At 50.8% G+C, this 19,622-nt stretch carries 17 protein-coding genes; 3 read left to right on the forward strand and 14 right to left on the reverse strand.

Translation table 11 applies throughout. The features are described from left to right. Positions 1-5 precede the first annotated feature (5 nt). From EKM83_RS03235 to EKM83_RS03250, 4 genes are all read right to left on the reverse strand, one after another. A complete protein-coding gene (locus EKM83_RS03235) occupies positions 6-686 on the reverse strand; it encodes a rhomboid family intramembrane serine protease (protein WP_125575211.1) in 681 nt (226 codons plus the stop codon). Positions 687-701: 15 nt separating this feature from the next. Then, a complete protein-coding gene (locus EKM83_RS03240; protein ID WP_125575212.1) occupies positions 702-1,253 on the reverse strand; it encodes a 5-formyltetrahydrofolate cyclo-ligase in 552 nt (183 codons plus the stop codon). Between the two features lie 58 nt (positions 1,254-1,311). Continuing rightward, positions 1,312-1,461 (reverse strand): 50S ribosomal protein L33, encoded by a 150-nt coding sequence (gene rpmG / locus EKM83_RS03245; RefSeq protein ID WP_081721478.1) that lies wholly within the window; start codon positions 1,459-1,461, stop codon positions 1,312-1,314. Positions 1,462-2,150: 689 nt separating this feature from the next. After that, positions 2,151-4,262: a peptidoglycan D,D-transpeptidase FtsI family protein gene (locus EKM83_RS03250; protein WP_125575213.1), complete on the reverse strand. Its 2,112-nt coding sequence runs from the start codon at positions 4,260-4,262 to the stop codon at positions 2,151-2,153. A gap of 738 nt (positions 4,263-5,000) precedes the next feature. Here EKM83_RS03250 and EKM83_RS03255 point away from each other — a divergent pair. Further along, positions 5,001-7,634 carry a YfhO family protein gene (locus EKM83_RS03255; RefSeq protein ID WP_125575214.1) on the forward strand — a complete coding sequence of 878 codons (2,634 nt, stop codon included), beginning with the start codon at positions 5,001-5,003 and terminating at the stop codon, positions 7,632-7,634. Between the two features lie 601 nt (positions 7,635-8,235). Here EKM83_RS03255 and EKM83_RS03260 read toward each other — a convergent pair. The 9 genes from EKM83_RS03260 to EKM83_RS03300 form a co-directional block, all read right to left on the reverse strand. Then, positions 8,236-8,544 carry a HesB/YadR/YfhF family protein gene (locus tag EKM83_RS03260; RefSeq protein WP_125575215.1) on the reverse strand — a complete coding sequence of 103 codons (309 nt, stop codon included), beginning with the start codon at positions 8,542-8,544 and terminating at the stop codon, positions 8,236-8,238. A 222-nt stretch (positions 8,545-8,766) separates the two neighbouring features. Then, complete coding sequence (greA, locus tag EKM83_RS03265) at positions 8,767-9,243, reverse strand: transcription elongation factor GreA (RefSeq protein ID WP_125575216.1); 477 nt, start codon at positions 9,241-9,243, stop codon at positions 8,767-8,769. Between the two features lie 102 nt (positions 9,244-9,345). Beyond that, positions 9,346-10,029 (reverse strand): uridine kinase, encoded by a 684-nt coding sequence (gene udk / locus EKM83_RS03270; protein WP_373300822.1) that lies wholly within the window; start codon positions 10,027-10,029, stop codon positions 9,346-9,348. A 3-nt stretch (positions 10,030-10,032) separates the two neighbouring features. Continuing rightward, positions 10,033-11,166, reverse strand: a complete 1,134-nt coding sequence (gene mltG, locus EKM83_RS03275; RefSeq protein WP_125575218.1) for an endolytic transglycosylase MltG — start codon at positions 11,164-11,166, stop codon at positions 10,033-10,035. A 432-nt stretch (positions 11,167-11,598) separates the two neighbouring features. Further along, entirely contained in the window at positions 11,599-14,007 is a 2,409-nt protein-coding gene (gene pheT, locus EKM83_RS03280; protein WP_125575219.1) for a phenylalanine--tRNA ligase subunit beta, read from the reverse strand. A 9-nt stretch (positions 14,008-14,016) separates the two neighbouring features. Continuing rightward, positions 14,017-15,063: a phenylalanine--tRNA ligase subunit alpha gene (gene pheS, locus EKM83_RS03285; RefSeq protein WP_125575220.1), complete on the reverse strand. Its 1,047-nt coding sequence runs from the start codon at positions 15,061-15,063 to the stop codon at positions 14,017-14,019. 332 nt (positions 15,064-15,395) lie between these two features. Then, the gene (locus EKM83_RS03290) at positions 15,396-15,764 is read right to left on the reverse strand and encodes a winged helix-turn-helix transcriptional regulator (protein ID WP_125575221.1); all 369 of its coding nucleotides are present in this window, start codon (positions 15,762-15,764) and stop codon (positions 15,396-15,398) included. A gap of 33 nt (positions 15,765-15,797) precedes the next feature. After that, positions 15,798-16,295, reverse strand: a complete 498-nt coding sequence (locus tag EKM83_RS03295) for an HD domain-containing protein (RefSeq protein ID WP_125575222.1) — start codon at positions 16,293-16,295, stop codon at positions 15,798-15,800. Between the two features lie 393 nt (positions 16,296-16,688). Next, a complete protein-coding gene (locus tag EKM83_RS03300) occupies positions 16,689-17,459 on the reverse strand; it encodes a TrmH family RNA methyltransferase (protein ID WP_125575223.1) in 771 nt (256 codons plus the stop codon). A 111-nt stretch (positions 17,460-17,570) separates the two neighbouring features. Between EKM83_RS03300 and EKM83_RS03305 the strand changes: the two genes are divergently transcribed. Further along, entirely contained in the window at positions 17,571-17,843 is a 273-nt protein-coding gene (locus tag EKM83_RS03305; RefSeq protein WP_125575224.1) for an acylphosphatase, read from the forward strand. A 103-nt stretch (positions 17,844-17,946) separates the two neighbouring features. After that, positions 17,947-18,861: a membrane protein insertase YidC gene (gene yidC / locus EKM83_RS03310; protein ID WP_125575225.1), complete on the forward strand. Its 915-nt coding sequence runs from the start codon at positions 17,947-17,949 to the stop codon at positions 18,859-18,861. Positions 18,862-19,098: 237 nt separating this feature from the next. On the opposite strand, the gene EKM83_RS03315 is transcribed toward yidC, so the two are convergent. Next, positions 19,099-19,278 carry a hypothetical protein gene (locus tag EKM83_RS03315; RefSeq protein ID WP_125575226.1) on the reverse strand — a complete coding sequence of 60 codons (180 nt, stop codon included), beginning with the start codon at positions 19,276-19,278 and terminating at the stop codon, positions 19,099-19,101. Positions 19,279-19,622 lie beyond the last annotated feature (344 nt).

The raw sequence follows: 19,622 nt of genomic DNA on the forward strand, positions 1-19,622 counted from the left end.
GTGGTTTACTGCGCCATACCGTGCAAATACAACCAGACCAATCCACCAATTAGGACAATGGTCGCTACCACTCTTTTAATTGGGCTAACTTTACCAATTCGCGGAACACCGACTGTATACGCTACCAGAAATCCGGCTGCTAACCCGCCCAAATGCCCGGCCAAATCGATACCGGGTGTAAACAGATCAAAGGCGATGTTCATCACGACAAAGGCTAAGAAGGTCCGCGCCAACTGCCGAATCACCGGATTTTGCCAGAAAGATTCGCCTAACATCATGAAGGCACCAAACAACCCAAAAATCGCGGTGCTGGCTCCGGCCGACAGACTATTGGAAAAACAAAACGACGCAATATTTCCACCGACGCCGGCGACCAAAAACATCGCCAAGAAGCGGGTGTGCCCAAAGGCGGCTTCAATCTGCATCCCGACGAAGTACAGGGTCACCATGTTCATCAGAATATGGGTGAACCCAATGTGTAAGAACATTGGCGTGAACAGGCGCCACCACTCCCCCTGTTGAATCAGCGGGTTGAGCTTGGCCCCAAAGGTGATCAACACGTTCACACTGGTACTACCACCGGCTAACGTCATGGCCAAAAAGACAAGCACCATGATCACGATGAGCCCGACCGTCATAAAGGGGGTCTGGTCCAATCGCCGTAGCCGGTATTTAAAATTCGTCACCGCAAGGCTTCCTTTCTATTCGGTGGGTGCCATTAACACGGCATCCAATAAGACATCAAAGGGTTCGACCGACCAGCTTGGCTCACGCGTCTGCTGAGCAGGTAGCGCCAAGGCCACCTTGAAGCCAGTCGTTTGGGGTAAATAACGGTCGTAGTAGCCGCCGCCAAAGCCCAGACGTTCACCCGTAGTCGCAAAGACCAGGCCGGGCACGACAATTAAATCAAACGCTGCTGGTTCGATAATCGCACCATTGACCAGTTCCTGCAAGCCAAACGAACTAGTCGCAAAAGTCGTCTGCCCATCTACCACGTGAAACGCCATTTGACGGTGCGGTAAAGTGGCCGGCACTGCGATGACTTTACCATCAGCGTGAGCGCGGTCAATGATAGGCTGTGTCGCCAATTCAAAACCGCCACTGATGGTCGTGGCGACATGCTTGGCGTTCTGCCAGGCTGGTAAGGCAAAGAGCTGTTGATACAGATCCGCCGATGCTCGTTGCCGTAAATCCGCGGGCATGGCGTTCAAGGCCTGAATCGTTTGCTGCCGAATTGCTGCTTTCGTTGGCATAATTTACCCCCTCGGTCGATTTTTTCAACAAAAAAAGGTGCGGACTCTCGCCCGTACCTTACTTAGTTTCACGATGCAAAGTTACTTTCCGTTCGCGCGGGCAGTACTTCTTAAATTCAACCCGGTCCGGGTTATTACGCCGGTTCTTGCTGGATAAGTAGTTGCGTTCGTGGCATTCCGTACATTCTAAAGTGATGTGTACACGCATTGTGGGTAACCTCCCAACTTGTTTAGAATTACAGGCTAGAGCCCTTAACTCGTAATATATTACCATTAATCAGCGGCAATTACCAGGGATATTACCAAATATGTTAAGGAAAAATACTTAACAGCTGATTTTTGCCGGTAAAATTAGTGGTTTCTGGCAAGGCTAGTGTGTACTGGCCGCCTTGCCGTTCGCTAGAGATGGGTTGGAACGCTGAGGGCGTCGGCCCGAGCCATAGAGCGGTCTCGGACCTCACCTTGGAGCCGATAAATCGCGTCTCCAAGGTGCCAGTTTTCTAAGCGCCATGAACCCCGCCGCTAAGAAAACTCCCACAGCTGAACTCATCTCTAGCAAACTATCGGCTACGGTAGCGCTTGTCAAAATGACGTACTTCACCAAACAACGGCTATTAGTGACCACCGCTATCCTTAAAGCGGTCGGCTTAAACACCACGGTTACCACAAGCCGCCTGACAACAATGCGTACCTCATTTAGTCATGGAGAATTCCCATCATTCTTCATTATCAGCGCCTCGCGTCATCAGATACCAGAGGCAATCCACCGTCACAATCAAGCACCAATCTCGGCGGAGCAGCCGGTCTCAACGATGATCACCCTCCTGTAGTCACAAAAATAGCCGTCGCAACCCCGTAGCGGCCACAACGACTATTTCTATCCAGAACAACCCCGGATTAACCGTTGGTGTTCTGTGCGGCCCCAGACTTCGTTGCCTTAGTTGGGTTCGTCAACGTTGAGGTCGATTGAACCGAGCTCCAGTAAGCGGAATAAATCTGTTTAGCCAGCTTCATGTTGTTATCTTCAGCGCTCGTACCTAAGTTTGGCATTGCTAAGGCCACGACCACTTGCGGATCGTTAGACGGCGCGTATGAGGCCAAACTCAAGGTCACAGTTTCGCTCCCCTTGTAGTAGGTTTGCGCAGTCCCCGTCTTGCCGGAGATACCTGGTGAGATGGAAGCCAGTTCGGCCCCCGTCTTATAGGTGTTAGTCCCGTGAACCACGTCGTAGAGACCTTCAGTGACTAGTTTCTTTTCGGCCGCTGTCATGTCGATACGGTTCAAGATCTTTGGCGTGACTGTTGATTTCACAGCGCCAAGAGACCCGTCTGACTTGGTTCCACGGATAGATTCAACCACGTGTGGTGCGATCCGTGTCCCGCCATTGGCAATCGTGGACATGTATTGGGCCACCTGCAAGACCGTGTAGGCATCGTAGTTCCCAAAGGACAGGTCCAAGGCGTTCCCAATGTGGGCCTTACTGCTGGACCCACGTAACCCGGTACTTTCGCCAGGTAAATCAATTCCGGTGGCGACCCCCAACCCAAATTGGTTGAAGTAGCCCCGTTCCTTAGCGAAAATGCTGGTTCCCATGGTCAGTGCTGCCCCAGAGACGTAGTTAAAGTTGGCTTCTTTCATCGCCAACTGCATCATGTAGGAGTTAGAAGAAACTTCCAGCGCAGTTGAGGCGTTGACGGCCATGTCAGCACCACCGTTGGCGTTAAACCAGGAAGCCTTTTTGACCCCACCGACCGTGATCGGTTTATCGGTCAAGGTGTTGTTCGTTGGCGTGATGACGCCATCCATCAATGCCCCAGAAACCATGGCCCCCTTGACGACAGACCCCATAACGATGTCACTATTCATGGCACCTAAAGCGTTCGTGGTGATCTTACCCGTTGACGGATTGCGGTCGACCCCGGCCATCCCGATGATTCCCCCAGTCTTGGGGTTCATCACGATAGCGTAGGTCCCAGTGGAGACGCCCCCCGCACCGGATTCGGCGGAGTGCACCAGCGACTGGAGTTTCTTTTGGAACGTGGAGTTGATGGTCAGTTGGAGGTTATCCCCTTTAGACCCACCATACTTCTTTACTTCCTTGGTCACTGTCGACCCAGAAACTTCGACTTGCTTTTCGGCCTTGGTCCCTCGCAGAACAGATTCATACTCCTGTTCCAGGTAAGACTGACCCACACTGTCGTTTCGAGAGTACCCTTGTGCCAAGAGTTCGTTGACCTTGTCACTAGGCAACCCCGTCTTTTCAGATGAGACCGTCCCGATGATCGACTTGATCGACGACCCGTTCGGATAGTTCCGTGACCAGCTCGTCCCTACTTGAACCCCGGGCATTTCGGACAAATGCTCACCAATTTCCGCAATTTCCTTACTGGAAACTCCGGAATCCTTGATGTAGGTGGTGGATAACGAGTAAGCCCCGCTCATCTTGGCAAAAATGGCTGCCGCGTTCTGTTGGGTCTTGGTCAGCTTGAACGACGAATCATTTTCCAAATAAGACAATGCCTTGTTGTAAAGCTGCGTCGTTGACAGACCTTTGGTGCCGGACAGCTTGGCTTCCACTGCTTTCAACCGATTCGCATCGGTCAAGTAGTAGTCGATAGACTGCCGTGGTGTCAGAGAACTGGTTGAGACGGTTAAGTACTTACCAAGCTTATTCGCGATATCATACATGCTAGTGGATAGCACGCTGACGCCTTTGGTATAGGTGATGGCTTGGTGGGCCTTGTTGCCGACCAGAACCTTACCATTGGAGTCGTAAACCATCCCCCGTTGCACGTTGGTGGTTTCAATCGTGGTATCAGTCGAATTGACCTCGGCTTTGAATTGCGACCCATACATTACCTGCAAATACGCCAACTGACCAATCAGCGCTGCAAATAACAGGGCAACAATAATGAAAAGAAAATTCAACCGGAACGGAATCTGTGACTTGATGGGACCGCCACTAGATCGCTGATTTCGGTTGCTAACGCGATTATAAAAATTCTTCACAATCTCTGCTCCTTGTTGTACAGCTACTATTTTACCAAATTTCGTTGCCGGTCACTATCCCGCTTCCGAAATTTAAACAATCTATGCTATTCTAGAGACCGGAATAAAATGACGCTCACTTGGTATTCTAGCATACTGTGATTCGACGCCAAACGGCCTGCTCCCCATTTTACCAAAAATAAATAAAATATGGGGCTTTTCGACCGAATTCCCGTGAGTTCCGCCAGTAAGTTGCCGTGAGTGTCTTGCTTTTCTGATCAATCGGCTGCCAGCTAAAGATGAATCTCAACTAGAAACATTGTCACCACACACACCTCATAACGTAAAAATTTGTCGTTTACAGCTTCGGCGTTCAAGCTGGCCGCCTACCGTCCGCCAACTATGGGTTGGAACGCGGTGGGCGGACCGGAAGACCGCTCCTCAGGCTGGAGGTGTTCCCCATAGCAGGCGGAATCTCTGGCTGACGCAGGCTCCTGGTTTCGCTAATTTTAGCGGACAGAACACTGTCGGTCCAGGGACTATCGCGTTAATGCTACTTTCTTTAGTCTCCAGGTTGATAACCGCTCAGGCAGTCAAAGTTAGTTGAGTTCTGAATTATCTTTAAAAATGTTTTACCAACCCACCCTCGCGACCACAATATAGTATGATGGTAGGTAGCCGCTGAAGTTCGCCACGGCCGCCAGCATTTTGCAATTTTTAAAATCAACTTTAAACTTTTGAAAGATTGAGGTGGCTTCCTTGCAAAAAAAGAAACAGCGTCGGGCCCTCACCCGGCGACAGTTAACCTTACTCGGGGCGTTTTTGACCCCCTTCTTGCTGATGACGATTTACTTTATCTACCGGCAAATGGCACCGTTTGGGTCCAATAGCCTGCTGACCGTCGATTTAGGCCAGCAGTATATCGACTTCTTTGCGTACCTGCGTCGCGCCATCCTGCACGACCCCAGCAGCATCGTTTATTCCTTCGCTAATGGCCTGGGCGGCGAAATGCTGGGAACTTGGGCCTACTACCTATTGAGCCCGCTCAACTGGCTGCTCTTGCTCTGTCCGGGGGCCAGTCTCACCACCGGCGTCTTCTTGCTGACCGTTATCAAATACGGGTTAGCCGGACTGGCCTTTGCCTGGTTGCTTGACAAAACAACTCGTCAAACTGGCTTCAAAGCGGTGACCTTTGCTACGGCCTATGCTTTGATGGGCTGGTCGATCGCCAACCAACTCAATATCATGTGGCTAGACGCCGCTTACCTACTGCCGCTAATCTTCTACGGGCTATACCTCCTGATGCACACGGGCAAATGGCGGACCTACGTGGTCTGGTTGACTCTAATGCTGATTATCAACTACTACATGGCCTACATGATCTGTCTCTTTATGATTTTAGCCTTCATTTGGCTAGCCGTTGATCGGTTCACCAACTGGCGGCATTTCTGGGGTCAGACCGTAAAATTCGCCGCCACCTCCGCCGTGAGTGGCTTACTGGCGGCCGGCGTGCTCTTGCCAACTTGGTGGTCGCTGGCTCAAAGCAAGGCTCAGTACACGGTCACCACGTTCAAATGGAAATTCGAGTTCTTTCCACCAAAGATGATTGCCAAGTTCTTCATGGGCGCCTTCAACTTCGATCAAATGCCTAATGGGACGGCCAACCTGTTCATTGGGGCCATTGCCTTACTCGGTAGCCTCTTCTTCTTTGGTGACCACCGAATTTGCTTGCGTAGCCGCATCACCGCGGGAATTATCACCGGATTTTTGGCCTTGTCACTTTGTGTTCAACCTTTAGACTTGTTGTGGCACGCGGGCCAATTTCCCGTCTGGTACCCCTACCGTTTTTCTTTCGTCGTCAGCTTCTGGCTGATTTGGTTAGCCGCGCAAACGTTGACCGACGATTTTGAACCCGGTTGGCTGGCCATCGCCGTGGTCACGATTATCATCGCGCTGGGCGCGGCCTACGTGGCGCTCAACCTCAAGTCGTTTAAATTTCTGCAACTGAACCTCGTCTTGCTGGGCATCTTCTTTGTCGTCTTGGCACTAGGCCTGACAACGCTGCCCGTCAAGCATCACTGGATCTACCCGCTGGCCTTCTTCGTGATTGGCGTCACGGAAGTCTCGGCCAACGCCTTCGTCTCGTTAAACAACATTAGCTACGTTTCTCAAGGCGAGTACGGCAACTACACCAATGAGCTCCAGCGGCTGGTCAATCGCGTGCAGAAGCGCGATGACGGGGCTTATCGGATTGGTAAGACCTTCCTGCGCACCAAGGGCGATGCCTTTCAAACCGGTTACGCCGGCGGGGGCGTCTTCTCCTCGGTACTGCCCAAGGCCACACCCGCATTTTACGGCCACATTGGGAGTCCGGACGGCGACGGCTTCGTCGAATACAGCAACGGAACGCTGGTCACCGACTCGCTGTTAAATATGAAATACTACTTCCAGCAAAAGCAGCTATCCGGTGCGCTGAGTGGCACCAGCATGTTGCCGGCCTCGACGAACAAGGCTGACTTGGCCAGCTACCAAGCCGTCGGTCAGGACCAATGGGCCACCACCTACCGGAATCAATACGCCCTGCCAATGGGCTACGCAGCTAGCTCTCAGATTTTGACGTTAAAGAACAAGACGGCAGATCCCGCACAGTATCAGGCCAACTGGTTAGCCGTGCTCACGGGCAAAGCCACGGACCGCAGTCTGTACACGGCCAAGAACTTTGACCAGGTCACGTTCCAAAACATTGCCCAACAAACCAAGATCACGGGCGCGGTCCTTCAACGGAAGAACCTGTTGAAGCCGGCCAAAATCACGCTGACCTTTACACCAACGACCAACGATGCGTACTACCTGACCTTTGGCTCGACGGTCAATCCGGACAACGCCACCTTTATTTTAAATGGTAAGACGTTGGACCAGTACAAGACCTACCGCAACACTATCATGGTCAGTGCCGCCGACCACGCCAAGGGTAAGCAACAGAAGCTAACGATTCAGCTCAAGAAGGGCTCATTGTGGCTGGAAAACTTCACGCTGTATCAGCTGAATACCGCTAAGTTCCAACAAGCAGTCACTCAGCTCAAGCAACAGCCGTGGCAGTTGACCAAGCACAGTAGTCGCTACTTCAGCGGCACCATCACCAATCGCCACGCCAATCAGGTGCTCAATACCTCGATTCCATACTCAACTGGCTGGCACGCCACCGTCAACGGCAAATCGGCTAAGACTTACAAGACCGTCGGCATGTTCACGGCCATTAAGCTACCTCAAGGCAAGAGTACCGTGACCCTGTCCTACTGGCCACCCCTGCTCAACGCCGGCCTCTTGATCAGCGGTCTGACCCTCATCGGCTTGACCGGTGGTTGGTGGGTCATTCACCGGCGCCGTTCTTAATTGCAACAAACAAAACCACTGCAGCCTCACATGATGAGGTTGCGGTGGTTTTGTTTTACACATTATCTGAAGGGTGAAAGATGAATATCAACTAGAAATGTTGTCACCATGCGACTGATGCCATTAAAATTAGTCGTTTACAGCTTCGTAGCGAAGAATGGCCGCCTACCGTCCGCCAACTATGGGTTGGAACGCGGTGGGCGGACCGACCGAGCCTGAGAAACGGTCTCGGCCTCGCTTTGAGCCGAAATCCCACGTCTCAAAGACGCCAGCTGCCTAAGCGGCATGAATCGCGCCGCTAAGGCAACTCCCACGGCTGAACCCATATTTGGCGGACTCTCGGCTACTAAGGTATGTACTAGCAACAGTCGGCTTAGCCCCAGATGGTGATTGATTTAGCGACTGATCTCTAACACAATTGTTGCTGACGCAGGCTCCTGGTTTCACTAGTCTTAGTGAACAGAACGTCGTCACTCCGGAGGGCAAGGTATTAATTCAGCGATCAATTATCAATAGCTCCGCCAAGTATGAGCTAGATTACTATCGGCCAACAGCAGAAAAAAACCACCAACCAACGCGGTCAGTGGTTGACGGTGAACTGTTATTTATCCAGTTCACCGTTGTCATCATAAATGTATACTGGGCCGTCAGTTTTGGCATCGTAATCGATTGTCAGGTCGTAGCCGACGAAGAACCATTGGTCACCTTCCGTAATGTAATAAGTGACGTCGTCTTTCTTTTCTGCGACGATTGGGTGACGGGGATGGTCGTCCGGCGTCATGCCCAATGAGAATCCTTCATGCACAGGCGTCTTGCCGTAAACCTTGCCAAAGAAACGGACACCATGACCGGCCATACCCATGCCTTCACGGAACCATTTACTTGCTGCATCAGTAACATTAATTTTCATTTTGTAAGACTCCTCTTTGACAGTCTATGAATCCGTTTTCATAACCATTTATACCACGCCAAGTAGGGTCTTGGCAAGTATCATTTCACTAACTACATGATACACAATTAAATTGTTGCCCGCAAATTAACTGCTCAAAAGTAAGTAAAAAGGCGCCCTGACCGCAGTCAGCGCACCCTTGACCCATCAACAATTTTTCAGTTGACCGGTAAAACTTTTTTCTTAGTCGACTGCCAAAATCTTAACAGTCATGTCGCCACCTGGCGTATCAAACGTGACTTCTTCACCATTTCGGTGACCTAACAGGCCCTTGGCGATTGGTGAATCGTTGGAAATTTTTCCAGACATCGGATCAGCTTCGGCAGCACCCACGATGGTGTATTCTTCCGGTTCTTCATCTGGTAATTCCTTGAAGGTGACCTTCTTACCTACCGTGATTTCGTCCTTGTCAGAGCCATCGTTGTCGATGATCTGTGCGTATTGCAGCATCCGTTCAACGGTGCTGATCCGCGTTTCGAGCATACTTTGTTCATCCTTGGCTGATTCGTATTCTGAGTTTTCAGAAAGGTCACCGTAAGACCGCGCAATCTTGATCCGGTCGATAACCTTTGGCCGTTGAACCATCTTTAAATCTTCCAGTTCGGCTTCGAGCTTCTCCTTACCTTCTTCAGTCATTGGATACATTTTATCTTGTGCCACATTGGCCACCCCTTTAACGTATTTTTGTGATTGTGGAAAGACCACAACTTAAATTTAATTTGATAGAAAAGGCTAGCCTTTTACCAGCTAACCTGTCCTATTCTATATGGTTGTATCTGGATTGTCAAAAACTTGGTCATTGCCACTGGCTTCGAGAATCGCCCGAATCTTGGTAACCAAGAGGTCGATGGCAACTTGGTTCTCGCCACCTTCAGGCACAATCAGGTCAGCGTAACGCTTCGTAGGTTCAACAAATTGATGGTAAGTTGGCTTAACCGTTGCCAAATATTGTTGGATAACGGATTCCAACGACCGCCCGCGTTCGTTCATATCCCGCTGGATTCGGCGAATGATTCGGATATCATCATCGGTATCGACGAAGACTTTGATGTCCATCAAGTCCCGCAACCGTTCATCATCCAAGATTAAGATGCCTTCCAAAATGATGACGTCGCGTGGTTCCTGGTGAATCGTTTCCTTGCTTCGCGTGGACAAGGTGTAATCATAGACGGGTTTTTCAATTGGTTCGTAGTTCAACAACTGCTTGAGTTGTGAGATCAACAAGTCGGTGTCAAAGGCCAACGGGTGGTCGTAGTTCACGGCGGCCCGTTCCTCCATCGTCATGTCGTCTTGGTTATTGTAATACGAATCTTGTTGCAAAATCATGATTGAGTGACCAATCAATTGATTGAAGATTGCCCGACTAACCGTTGTTTTCCCGCTACCGGAACCCCCGGTAACCCCAATGATAATCGGTCGTTTTTTGTTTGCCAACACTGTCGCCATCCTTTATTTATTATCGCTCGCTAATGAACTGGTTTTTTCTTGATGCTGTGCGTAAGTCTGTGAGAAGTAAACCTTCCCTGTCTTGGTATTTGCAATGAAGTAGTAGTACCCCTTACTACGATCCTTCGGGTGGAGAACCGAGTGGATCGAAGAAGTGCTAGGATTGGCAAACGGTCCGGGACCATACCCCGTGTGGATATACAGATTGTACGGCGACTTGACCTTCAAATCTTTGTAGGTCAGCGTCGACTTGGTGGTCTTCAACGCATATTGCACGGCAATATCCGATTGTAAGGCCATCCCCGCTTTAATGCGGTTCAAGAAGACCCCAGCAATCTTATCGCGGTCCGTTTGGGTGACCCCTTCACGTTCCACTAAGGAAGCCAGCGTCAACGTCTCTTGGACCGTCAATTTTTGCTTCTTGATCGTCGCGTAACTGCTTTGCAAGTTCTGATCCATCTTAGCCACCATTTCGGTAATCAATTGTTTCAGGGTCATCTTCTTGCCCGCTTGATACGTCGCGGGGGCTAAGTACCCCTCTAAGCGGTACCGCACGTTTTTCGCCTGCTTGGCCGAGCTCAATAATTTCGGATACTTGGCAGCCAACTGATTGAAGAAGGCCTTATCCGTAATCAAGCTCATGAATTCCTTTTTGGTGAAGTCCGTTTGAATCGGGATTTCCGCGGCCAATTGGTCGATGGTCTCCCCTTCACGCACTAACACCTTGCCCGCCGTACTCTGGATGGGTTCTGCCGAGCCACCCTTTTGCAATTGCCGGGCAATTTGCTTTAACGTCATAGACGGTTTCAACTGGTAATAGCCCGCCTGAAAGTTCGTGAACTTATTCGACTTGACGTAGTAGTTAAAGACCATACCGCTCTTAACCACTTTCTTGTCTTGAAGGATTTCCCCAATCTTATTGGAGGTTGCCCCCATTGGAACGTGAACCTGAACCACGTCGTCATCACTGGCGTTCAGCGGCTGCAGCGCCGTTTGAAAATAGTGATAGCCGAAGAACCCAATAACGATAGCCAGGATCACCAGCAAGCTGACCACACCAATCATGATGCGGCGGCCAAACGACCGTTTTTTCCCCGACTCTTGCCGCGACGGGGTAGGATTTGTGCCATTATCCAACTTATTTCCTCCGTTCTAATGCCATAGTCTTCTCTATTATACAGAAATTCCGGGCGAGCGGAAACCAGAAATGGGGATTTGGGAAAAATGTAATAAATAGAGTGTGGCGAAGGGCGGTTAGCTGGCGAGCATTAACGTCGCTAAGTTATGAACCCTGGGCTAGGGGGTTCATGACTTAGCGGGGTTAAGCGCAACCCGCTGCCCGGTAGCCACACGTTTCAGAGGCTGCCAACTTCCAACCACCCTAGTCACCGACAGCTTACGCCCCTAATAAATTCACCTAACAAAAAGCACGCTCACTTCCCCACCGGAAACGTAAACGTGCTTTCAATTAGCTTAGCCATTCCAAAACTGAAACGTGCTCGCCGGCGTCACTACGTAGATTGGACTGACACCAGCAGTTGCTTTCCCCAGTTTCCGGTGCAAGCCGACCTAGCGAATCTCAGCACCAAGGTCGTCTTGCAGGCGCTTTTCAACCTTTTCAAAGGCCTGGGTCACGGCGTCATCGACCAACGTGGCGTGCTTGTCTTGGTACGTCAGCGTGTAAGCCAAGGACTTCTTGCCCTTCGGTACCTTCACACCATCGTAGACGTCAAACAGCTTGACGGATTGTAGGAAGGCGCCACCGCGCTTTTCAATCAAGGCCACGATTTGTTCGTTGGTGATCTCATCATCGACCAGCATCGCCACGTCACGGGTGATGGCTGGGTAACGCGAAATCACGTCGTATTGATTTTCTTGCTTAGGCATATCAATGATGGCCTGCAGGTTCAGTTCAAAGACGTAGGTTGCGCCAATCTTGAACTGCTTGGCAATCGTTGGGTGAACTTGGCCCATGAACCCAATGCGGTGGCCGTGAACCAAGATGTCTGCGGTCCGACCTGGGTGCATTTCTGGCAAGTCATGGTTGGCCACGTAGGTCACATCCCCATTGACCGCCATATCCTTCAGGTAGGCTTCCACGATTCCCTTAACTTGGTAGAAGTCGACGGGTTGGGCGGGTAGATCCCAGGCCGTTGGCAACAACGTCCCCGTAATCGCCCCAGCGATGTATTCTTGTTCGCTTGGCCGGTCGACACCGTCTTCACGGTAGAAGACCCGTCCTTGTTCGTACAAGGCCACGTCCTTCACCTTGCGGGCACTGTTGTAGGCAATGTCGTCCAGCAGGCCCGTGATGACGTTCATCCGCAAGACCGCGTGATCGCTACTCATTGGCCAAGCCAACTTAGTCGTTTCACTGGGTTGCATCAAGAACATCTTAGCCTTGTCTTCAGTCGTCAACGCGTAGGAAATGGCTTGGTTCAGGCCCAGGCCTTCCAGTGAGTGACGCGTTGCCCGCATTAATTTTTGGGCAGGCGTCAGTTCACCCATGGTCATCCGTCCCGTTGGCAAGGTGGCTGGTAAGTCATCGTAGCCGTAGATCCGGGCGATTTCTTCCAGCAAATCAGCAGGAATGTGGATGTCGTTGCGCCGGACTGGGACCGTCACGGTCAATTTCTCACCCTCAGCAGCAACGTCACAGCCCAATGTAGTCAGGATGTGGGTCACTTGGTCTTGGGACAATTCCGTTCCCAAGACGGCGTTGATGTGACTCATGGTAATGTCGATGACAGCGGGTTCGGGTTCATTGTCCGTTGCGACGACCGTGCCGGCTTGAACCTCACCACTGGCCAGGTTCGTCATCATCTCTGCGGCGGCGTCTAAGGCTTCTTGGACCCCAGCTTGGTTCACACCCCGTTCAAAGCGTTGGGAAGCGTCCGTGTGCAAATTATGGCGTTGTGCAGCCTTTCTGATGTGGTCATGTTCAAAGACAGCGGCTTCGATGGCAACGGTAACTGTTCCGTCAGCGATCGCGGTGTCTAACCCGCCCATGACCCCGGCCAAAGCGATTGGCTTCTGGTCGTCAGCGATCACGATGTCGTGGTCGTCTAAGTCATGTTCGCCTTCGTCTAAGGTGGTTAATTTTTCACCAGCCTTCGCGGTCCGGACGTAAACGTCTTGGCCGCTGAACTTGTCATAGTCGAAAGCGTGCAGTGGTTGACCGTATTTCAACATGATGTAGTTGGTGATATCCACAACATTGTTGATTGGCCGGTAGCCGGCATTCCACAGCCGAATCTGTAGCCACATGGGACTGGGCGCTAATTTGACTTGCTTGACCAAACGCATCCGGTATTGTGGAGCCAATTCGGCATCGGCATGGACCGTCAGCTGATCCGCAATGGCTGCCCCCGTTTCTTGAACGGCAGGTTGGTCAAATTTAACGGGCAAATCGTAAATAGCTGACAAGTCATGTAACGTCCCATACAGACTCAACATGTCCCCGCGGTTGGGCGTAACGTCCAAATCAATCAGACTGTCATTCATGCCCAGGTAATCGTAAACAGCGTCGCCAGGCGTGGCATCGGCTGGCATCACGTAAATCCCATCGGCGTATTTTTTAGGAACCACGTCTTCTGGAAAACCAATTTCTTGTAAGGCACAGATCATCCCGGCAGACGGCACACCGCGCATCTTAGACTTCTTGATCTTAACGTTGTCGGCGATGCGTGACCCTGGTAAGGCCACGATGACCTTTTGATCCTTGGCGATGTTCGGGGCCCCACACACGATTTGTAAGGGGTCGTCTTCACCGACGTCCACTTGGCAAATGTGCAAATGATCGGAGTCCGGGTGCGCTTCGACAGACAAGACGTGGCCGACCACAATTTTCTTGAGGCCGTCGCTAGGCTTGATGACGTCATCAACTTCGACGGAAGTCCGTTCGATTTTTTCCGCCAAATCAGCTGGTTTGACGTTTAAATCCAAATATTCTTTAATCCAATTGTATGAAATCTTCATGGTTGGCGGTTATCCTTTCTTCGTGAATTGCTTGAGGAAGCGAACATCATTTAAGTAGAAGTTCCGGATGTCATCGACGCCGTACTTCAACATGGCGAACCGGTCAGGCCCGACCCCAAAGGCAAAGCCGCCGTAAACGTCGGGATCTACGCCCGCCATCTTCAAGACGTTCGGGTGCACCATCCCGGCACCTAAGACTTCGATCCAGCCGGTGTTCTTGCAGACCTTGCAGCCCTTACCACCACAGTTAAAGCAGGTGATATCGGCTTCAACGGAAGGCTCCGTGAATGGGAAGTAGCTGGGCCGCAACCGCACGTCGAACTTGTCGCCGAACAGTTCGTGAGCCAAGACTTGTAGCGTCCCCTTCAAGTCGGCCATGGTGATATGCTTGTCGATGACTAACCCTTCCACCTGATGGAATTGGTGGGAGTGCGTGGGGTCATCGGTATCACGCCGGTAAACCACACCGGGGGAGATCATCTTCAGTGGTCCCTTGGTGAAGTCATGGGTCTCTAACGTCCGCGCCTGCATCGGTGAGGTCTGCGTCCGCATCAAGATTTCCTTGGTGATGTAAAAGGTATCTTGCATGTCCCGGGCGGGGTGGTTCTTTGGCAGGTTCATCATTTCAAAGTTGTACTTGTCTTCTTCAACTTCGGGACCGCTCAAGACCTGGTAGCCCATCCCCAAGAACAGGTCTTCAATCTGGTCGATGATCTGTTGGATCACGTGGGGTTCACCCTTGGCGACCGGCGTGCCGGGTAACGTCACGTCAATGGCTTCGTTGGCCAGCTTGGCGTTCAACACGGCATTTTCCAGTTCCTCGCGCCGCTTAGCCAAAGCCGCGGTCAAATCATCGCGAATCTCATTGGCAAACGCCCCGACCTTGGGCCGTTCTTCGGCGTCTAAGTCGCGCATCCCCCGTAAAACCTCGGTGATGGGACCCTTTTTCCCTAACAATGACACCCGAACTTGGTTGACGTCCTTGAGGTCAGCAGATTTTTTAATTTCCGCCAGACCGCGGTCGTGCAGTTCGGTTAATTTATCTTTTAAAGACATACGTCATCCTCCATTTTCTATTTTGACAACACTTGGGCAAACAAAAAAGCCCCGCCCCATAACTAGGGACGAAGCTTCGCGGTACCACCCTGATTCAGCTAAAAGTCGAGACTTCTAGCCACACTCAGAAATGATAACGGTCATTCACCGGAAAATCATTCATCGCTTTCACGAATCCCGATTACAACTCAAGAACTGAATTCACCCAGTAATTTGAAGTTTGCTTCCAGTCTAGGCAAACTCTTCCTGACAAATTGCACCGGCTACTGCTTTTCTATCATCGTTTTTAACTATTACTTTCATAGCCTAGCGGATTTCTCAGCGCCTGTCAACTACTTCTGGTTGACTTCGGTGGGACAATACCACTTATCCGACCACGCGTGGACGGCGGCCATGATGTCTTTGAATTCTTGGCCCTTTTCCGTCAATTCGTATTCGATCAACGCATTGTCGGGGAACGTCCGACGTACGATCACGCCGTTTAATTCCAGTTCCTTCAACCGTTCGACCAATACCCGGTCACTGCACCGGGGAATGTTGTGGGCTAAGTCGCGGAACCGTTGTGGACCCTCTTGTAAGAGTACATCGATGATTAAGCCGTTCCACTTCTTACCCAGAAACGAAAAGGTCTGTTCGAATCGGGGGCAAAGTTCAAAATCCACCGTTGATTCGTCTTGGGCCTTTGGTGACATCATTTGCATGTTATCTTGCCTCCCATCCATGTTTCACTGAAACTAGGCGTTAGGCGTTACTTTGTTCATGAGGGCTTCGACTCGCTTACGGGCAGGCCCACAAAACTCGTGGACTGCTTCATAATCATCGACCAGAGAAACAATAGCACTTTCCCGGTATTTCGGCATAGCGAGCGTTGCGCCCCACATGTGCTTCAAGATAATATCCTTTTCCATCGGGCTTAAGTCGGTCAGCTTCTCAGCATTGCGCAAAGCGACCCGTGGATGGATAAACGCGTGCGAACCCAAATTGAACTTCGTCGTCCGCCAATCATAATAAAACAAATCATGTAACAACCCACCCCGCGCAGTGGCCCGGGTATTCAAACCAAGTTTCTTCGCAATCAAATAACTGTTGTAAGACACTGAAATGCAGTGCGTCAATCGGTCGGAATGATGGTGCTGGGTGTAATTCGCCAGGCGTTGGACCGGCTCCTTGGCCAACAAATCAGAAACTAAAGCAAGGTACTCGGGGTCATCACGCCAAGTCAGTTTGGTCATAGAATGCTTCCTTTTCATTTATAGAATTATGATGTTCAGTCATCTTATCCCTATATGATACTTGGTTTTGGCCAAATTGCAACCATCTTGCTTGATTTTTCAGTGGGTTTACCATTTCTTTAGCTTTTCTCGCCGTTCCCGGGGTGCGTCGTTGACCGCTACGTAGGTTATGCTGGCCGCCTATCTAGCAAACTCTCGGCCACCTAAGTTCACGCCAGTAACCAGTGACTTAGCCCTAGTTAGCAATCCATTGGGCGCTTAATTTCTAAATTAACTGAAGGTTGAAAGTAGCACTAACGCGGCAATTCCCGGAACGACAGTGTTCTGTCCACTGAAATTAGTGAAACCAGGAGCCTGCGTCAGCCAAGCCTCAAACTATTCTAGGGAGGGCTGCTAGCCCACCAGCCGAAACATCACGACGCCGGCCGCCACTGCGACGTTCAGCGATTCAGCTTGCCCCTTGATGGGGATATAGAGGTTGCGGGTGGTCATCTGCTGCAGGTCGGGGGCCATACCGTTACCCTCGTTACCCATGACGATGGCCCCGGCCGTCAATGGCGGCACATCGCGGTAGCTCTTAGCGTTGCGGTCGAGATTCGTGCCATAGACTGGCAAGTGCCGCGCCGTGAACGCACTGATCCAGTCGTGGAGGTCGGCTTCGACCAGCTGAATGTGAAATTGACTCCCCTGCATCGACCGTAAGACCTTTGGCAAGAAACGACTCGCGGTCCCTTTACCAAAGACCACCCCCGTTAACCCAGCGGCATCGGCTGTCCGCACCATGGTCCCGATATTGCCGGGGTCTTGAACGTAATCCAAGAACAGCCAGACCCCTTCAGCCGTTTGCGGGTCGCCCGCGGTATCCTTAGGCAACGGAACCGTGGCGAAAATGCCTTGTGGCGTGCCGGTATCCCCAATAGTTTGCGCGATACTGTCGGTCAGTTCGTAGGTGGTGACCCCCGCTGGCAGCTCGGCGGCGTGCTCGGCCAATTGGTCGGCAGTCCCCATGATAGCCGTTAAGTCATGGTGGGCCTTAATGGCTTCTTGGACTAAATGCCACCCTTCTAATAGGTAAGTTTGCGTTGCCTTGCGTCCCTTCTTAGTGGTCAGTGCCCGCCACTGTTTGACTTTTTTATTTTGTCCCGACGTAATTTTTTCTGTCACGGTAAATTTACTCCCATCTGAATTCTTTTCCTAATTCTACCATATCCCTAGGCAGCACCGGCGACTCGCGGTATGATTAAGGTGAATTTTTTCGTGAAAGGAGGCCTGGGGATGCAGACACAAAAAATTTTGGTCAGCGGTCAAGTTCAGGGGGTGGGCTTTCGCTGGTCAACCAGTAAGCTTGCCCACCAATTAGGGGTGACGGGAACGGTCCAAAATCTCCCCACTGGCCAAGTCGCCATCGTGGCCAGCGCTGCGGCTACCGTGCTCAGCGACTTCACTCACCAACTTCGGGGCGGTTTGGCCCCCTGGATTCAAGTCACGGACCTAACAATCACCGACGTACCCACCCAACAATTCAGTGACTTTCGGATTATTATTTGAAAAAGCCCGCCAAATCAAGTAAGATGTTTGATGTTAACGGCGATTTTGCCGCTGGGGGCGTCCGCGCTCTACACGTTTAATTAAAAGGGGTTCAAAATAGAATATGAAAATCTCCAAGAAATTTTCGGTTACCGCGGCCCTCGCGGCACTGGCACTGGTCCTCAGTGGCTGTGTCCAGACCAAAAACGGTAAACCCTATGGCTTCGTGTACGACTACCTAGCTGTACCCGGGCAACACGTCATGGACTGGCTGGCCCACATCTTTGGCGGCAGCTATGGTTGGGCCATCATCGTTTTGACGGTGATCGTCCGGATGGTCTTACTGCCAGTCATGGTCAAGCAAATGCGTAACGCCACGATTCAACAGGAAAAGATCTCCATGATCCGCCCACAGATGACCGCGTTGCAAAAACAACAAAAGGCCGCAACGACCCAAGAAGAACAACAAGCTGCGAGTCAAGCCATGATGGCGCTGTACCGCAACAACGGCATCAGCATGACCGGTGGGATTGGGTGTCTGCCATTATTGATTCAAATGCCTATCTTCGCCGCCCTGTATGCCGCGATTCGTTATTCACCTGAGCTCTCCAAAGCGGTCTTCATGAACATTCCGTTGGGGAAAGCCAGCTGGATTCTGGCACTGCTCTCCTTCCTGTCCTACCTGTTACAAGGATACTTATCCCTGCTAGGCATGCCGGAAGAACAAAAGAAACAAATGCGCTTCACCCTGCTGCTCTCACCCGTGATGATTCTGTTCTTCACGATGAGTTCTCCAGCCGGATTAGGGTTGTACTTCTTTGTCGGTGGACTGTTCGCCTGCCTGCAAACGTTGATCATCAACTTCTACCGGCCACGGATTCGCCGTGAGATCCAAGAAAAAATGAAAGATCAACCGGCACCCGCTGCCCCTGTCGTTCCGAAGAAAGTCGTAACGCCTGCTGCCAAGCAAGCTACGGCCAAGAAGGTCAGTCAGAAGAATCGGAATCGAAACGCTGGTAAGCAACAACATCACAAATAATTACGCACTGACAAATAAACTTCGATGATTGGACATTCGTGTCGCCCACAATCGTCTGTATCTCATTAGGATTCCTAGATTGAAGTGACAATAGTAAAGAGATGGTCCGCCTCAAGACTGAGGATTGGACCATCTCTTTTTAATCTAGAAAGTTTTAACTTTTCCCAAATGCCTGCGTACTAGTATATATACCCCGCATCCCTGCCAAGAAGTGGCCGTTAGAGATGATCTGCTTGATTACTTAACAAAAAGGCCCCCATCTTCTAAAACATAGTGGCTACTATACAGCGGCAGTATTTCACTCGAAATATTATGGTCCACTTCGATAACGGTCAAATCTGGAACTTGTAATATTGTTCTATGAATATCCGCTGCTGTTTTTGGATCAAGCGAGGCAGTTCCTTCATCCGTTTTCATTTCACCTGCACGATATCTGGTTTATCCATAGTAAAAACCTCACCAATTTATTTGATGAGGTAATCATATCGTGTTGTGACCATCAATCATAGACGATTAGTTATTAGGCGCTTACCTAAAGGATGTCGCCAATAAAAACTATAAGGCCACGAAATGGGCCTACTACTATGGTTCCAAGCTGCATGTCGTCATGGGTAATGATGGCTACTTCATCGATTAGGAGCTAACGCCAGCCGCAATAGATGACTATAAAAGTCACAATCGCTAGTTTAATACGGCCCGCGATTCGGTACTTACTTTTTTCGAAACCATTGCATTCCTCACTGTCTGCTAGTTGGCATTAG

The organism is Levilactobacillus angrenensis (genome assembly GCF_003946085.1).
In the GTDB taxonomy this organism is placed as follows: domain Bacteria; phylum Bacillota; class Bacilli; order Lactobacillales; family Lactobacillaceae; genus Levilactobacillus; species Levilactobacillus angrenensis.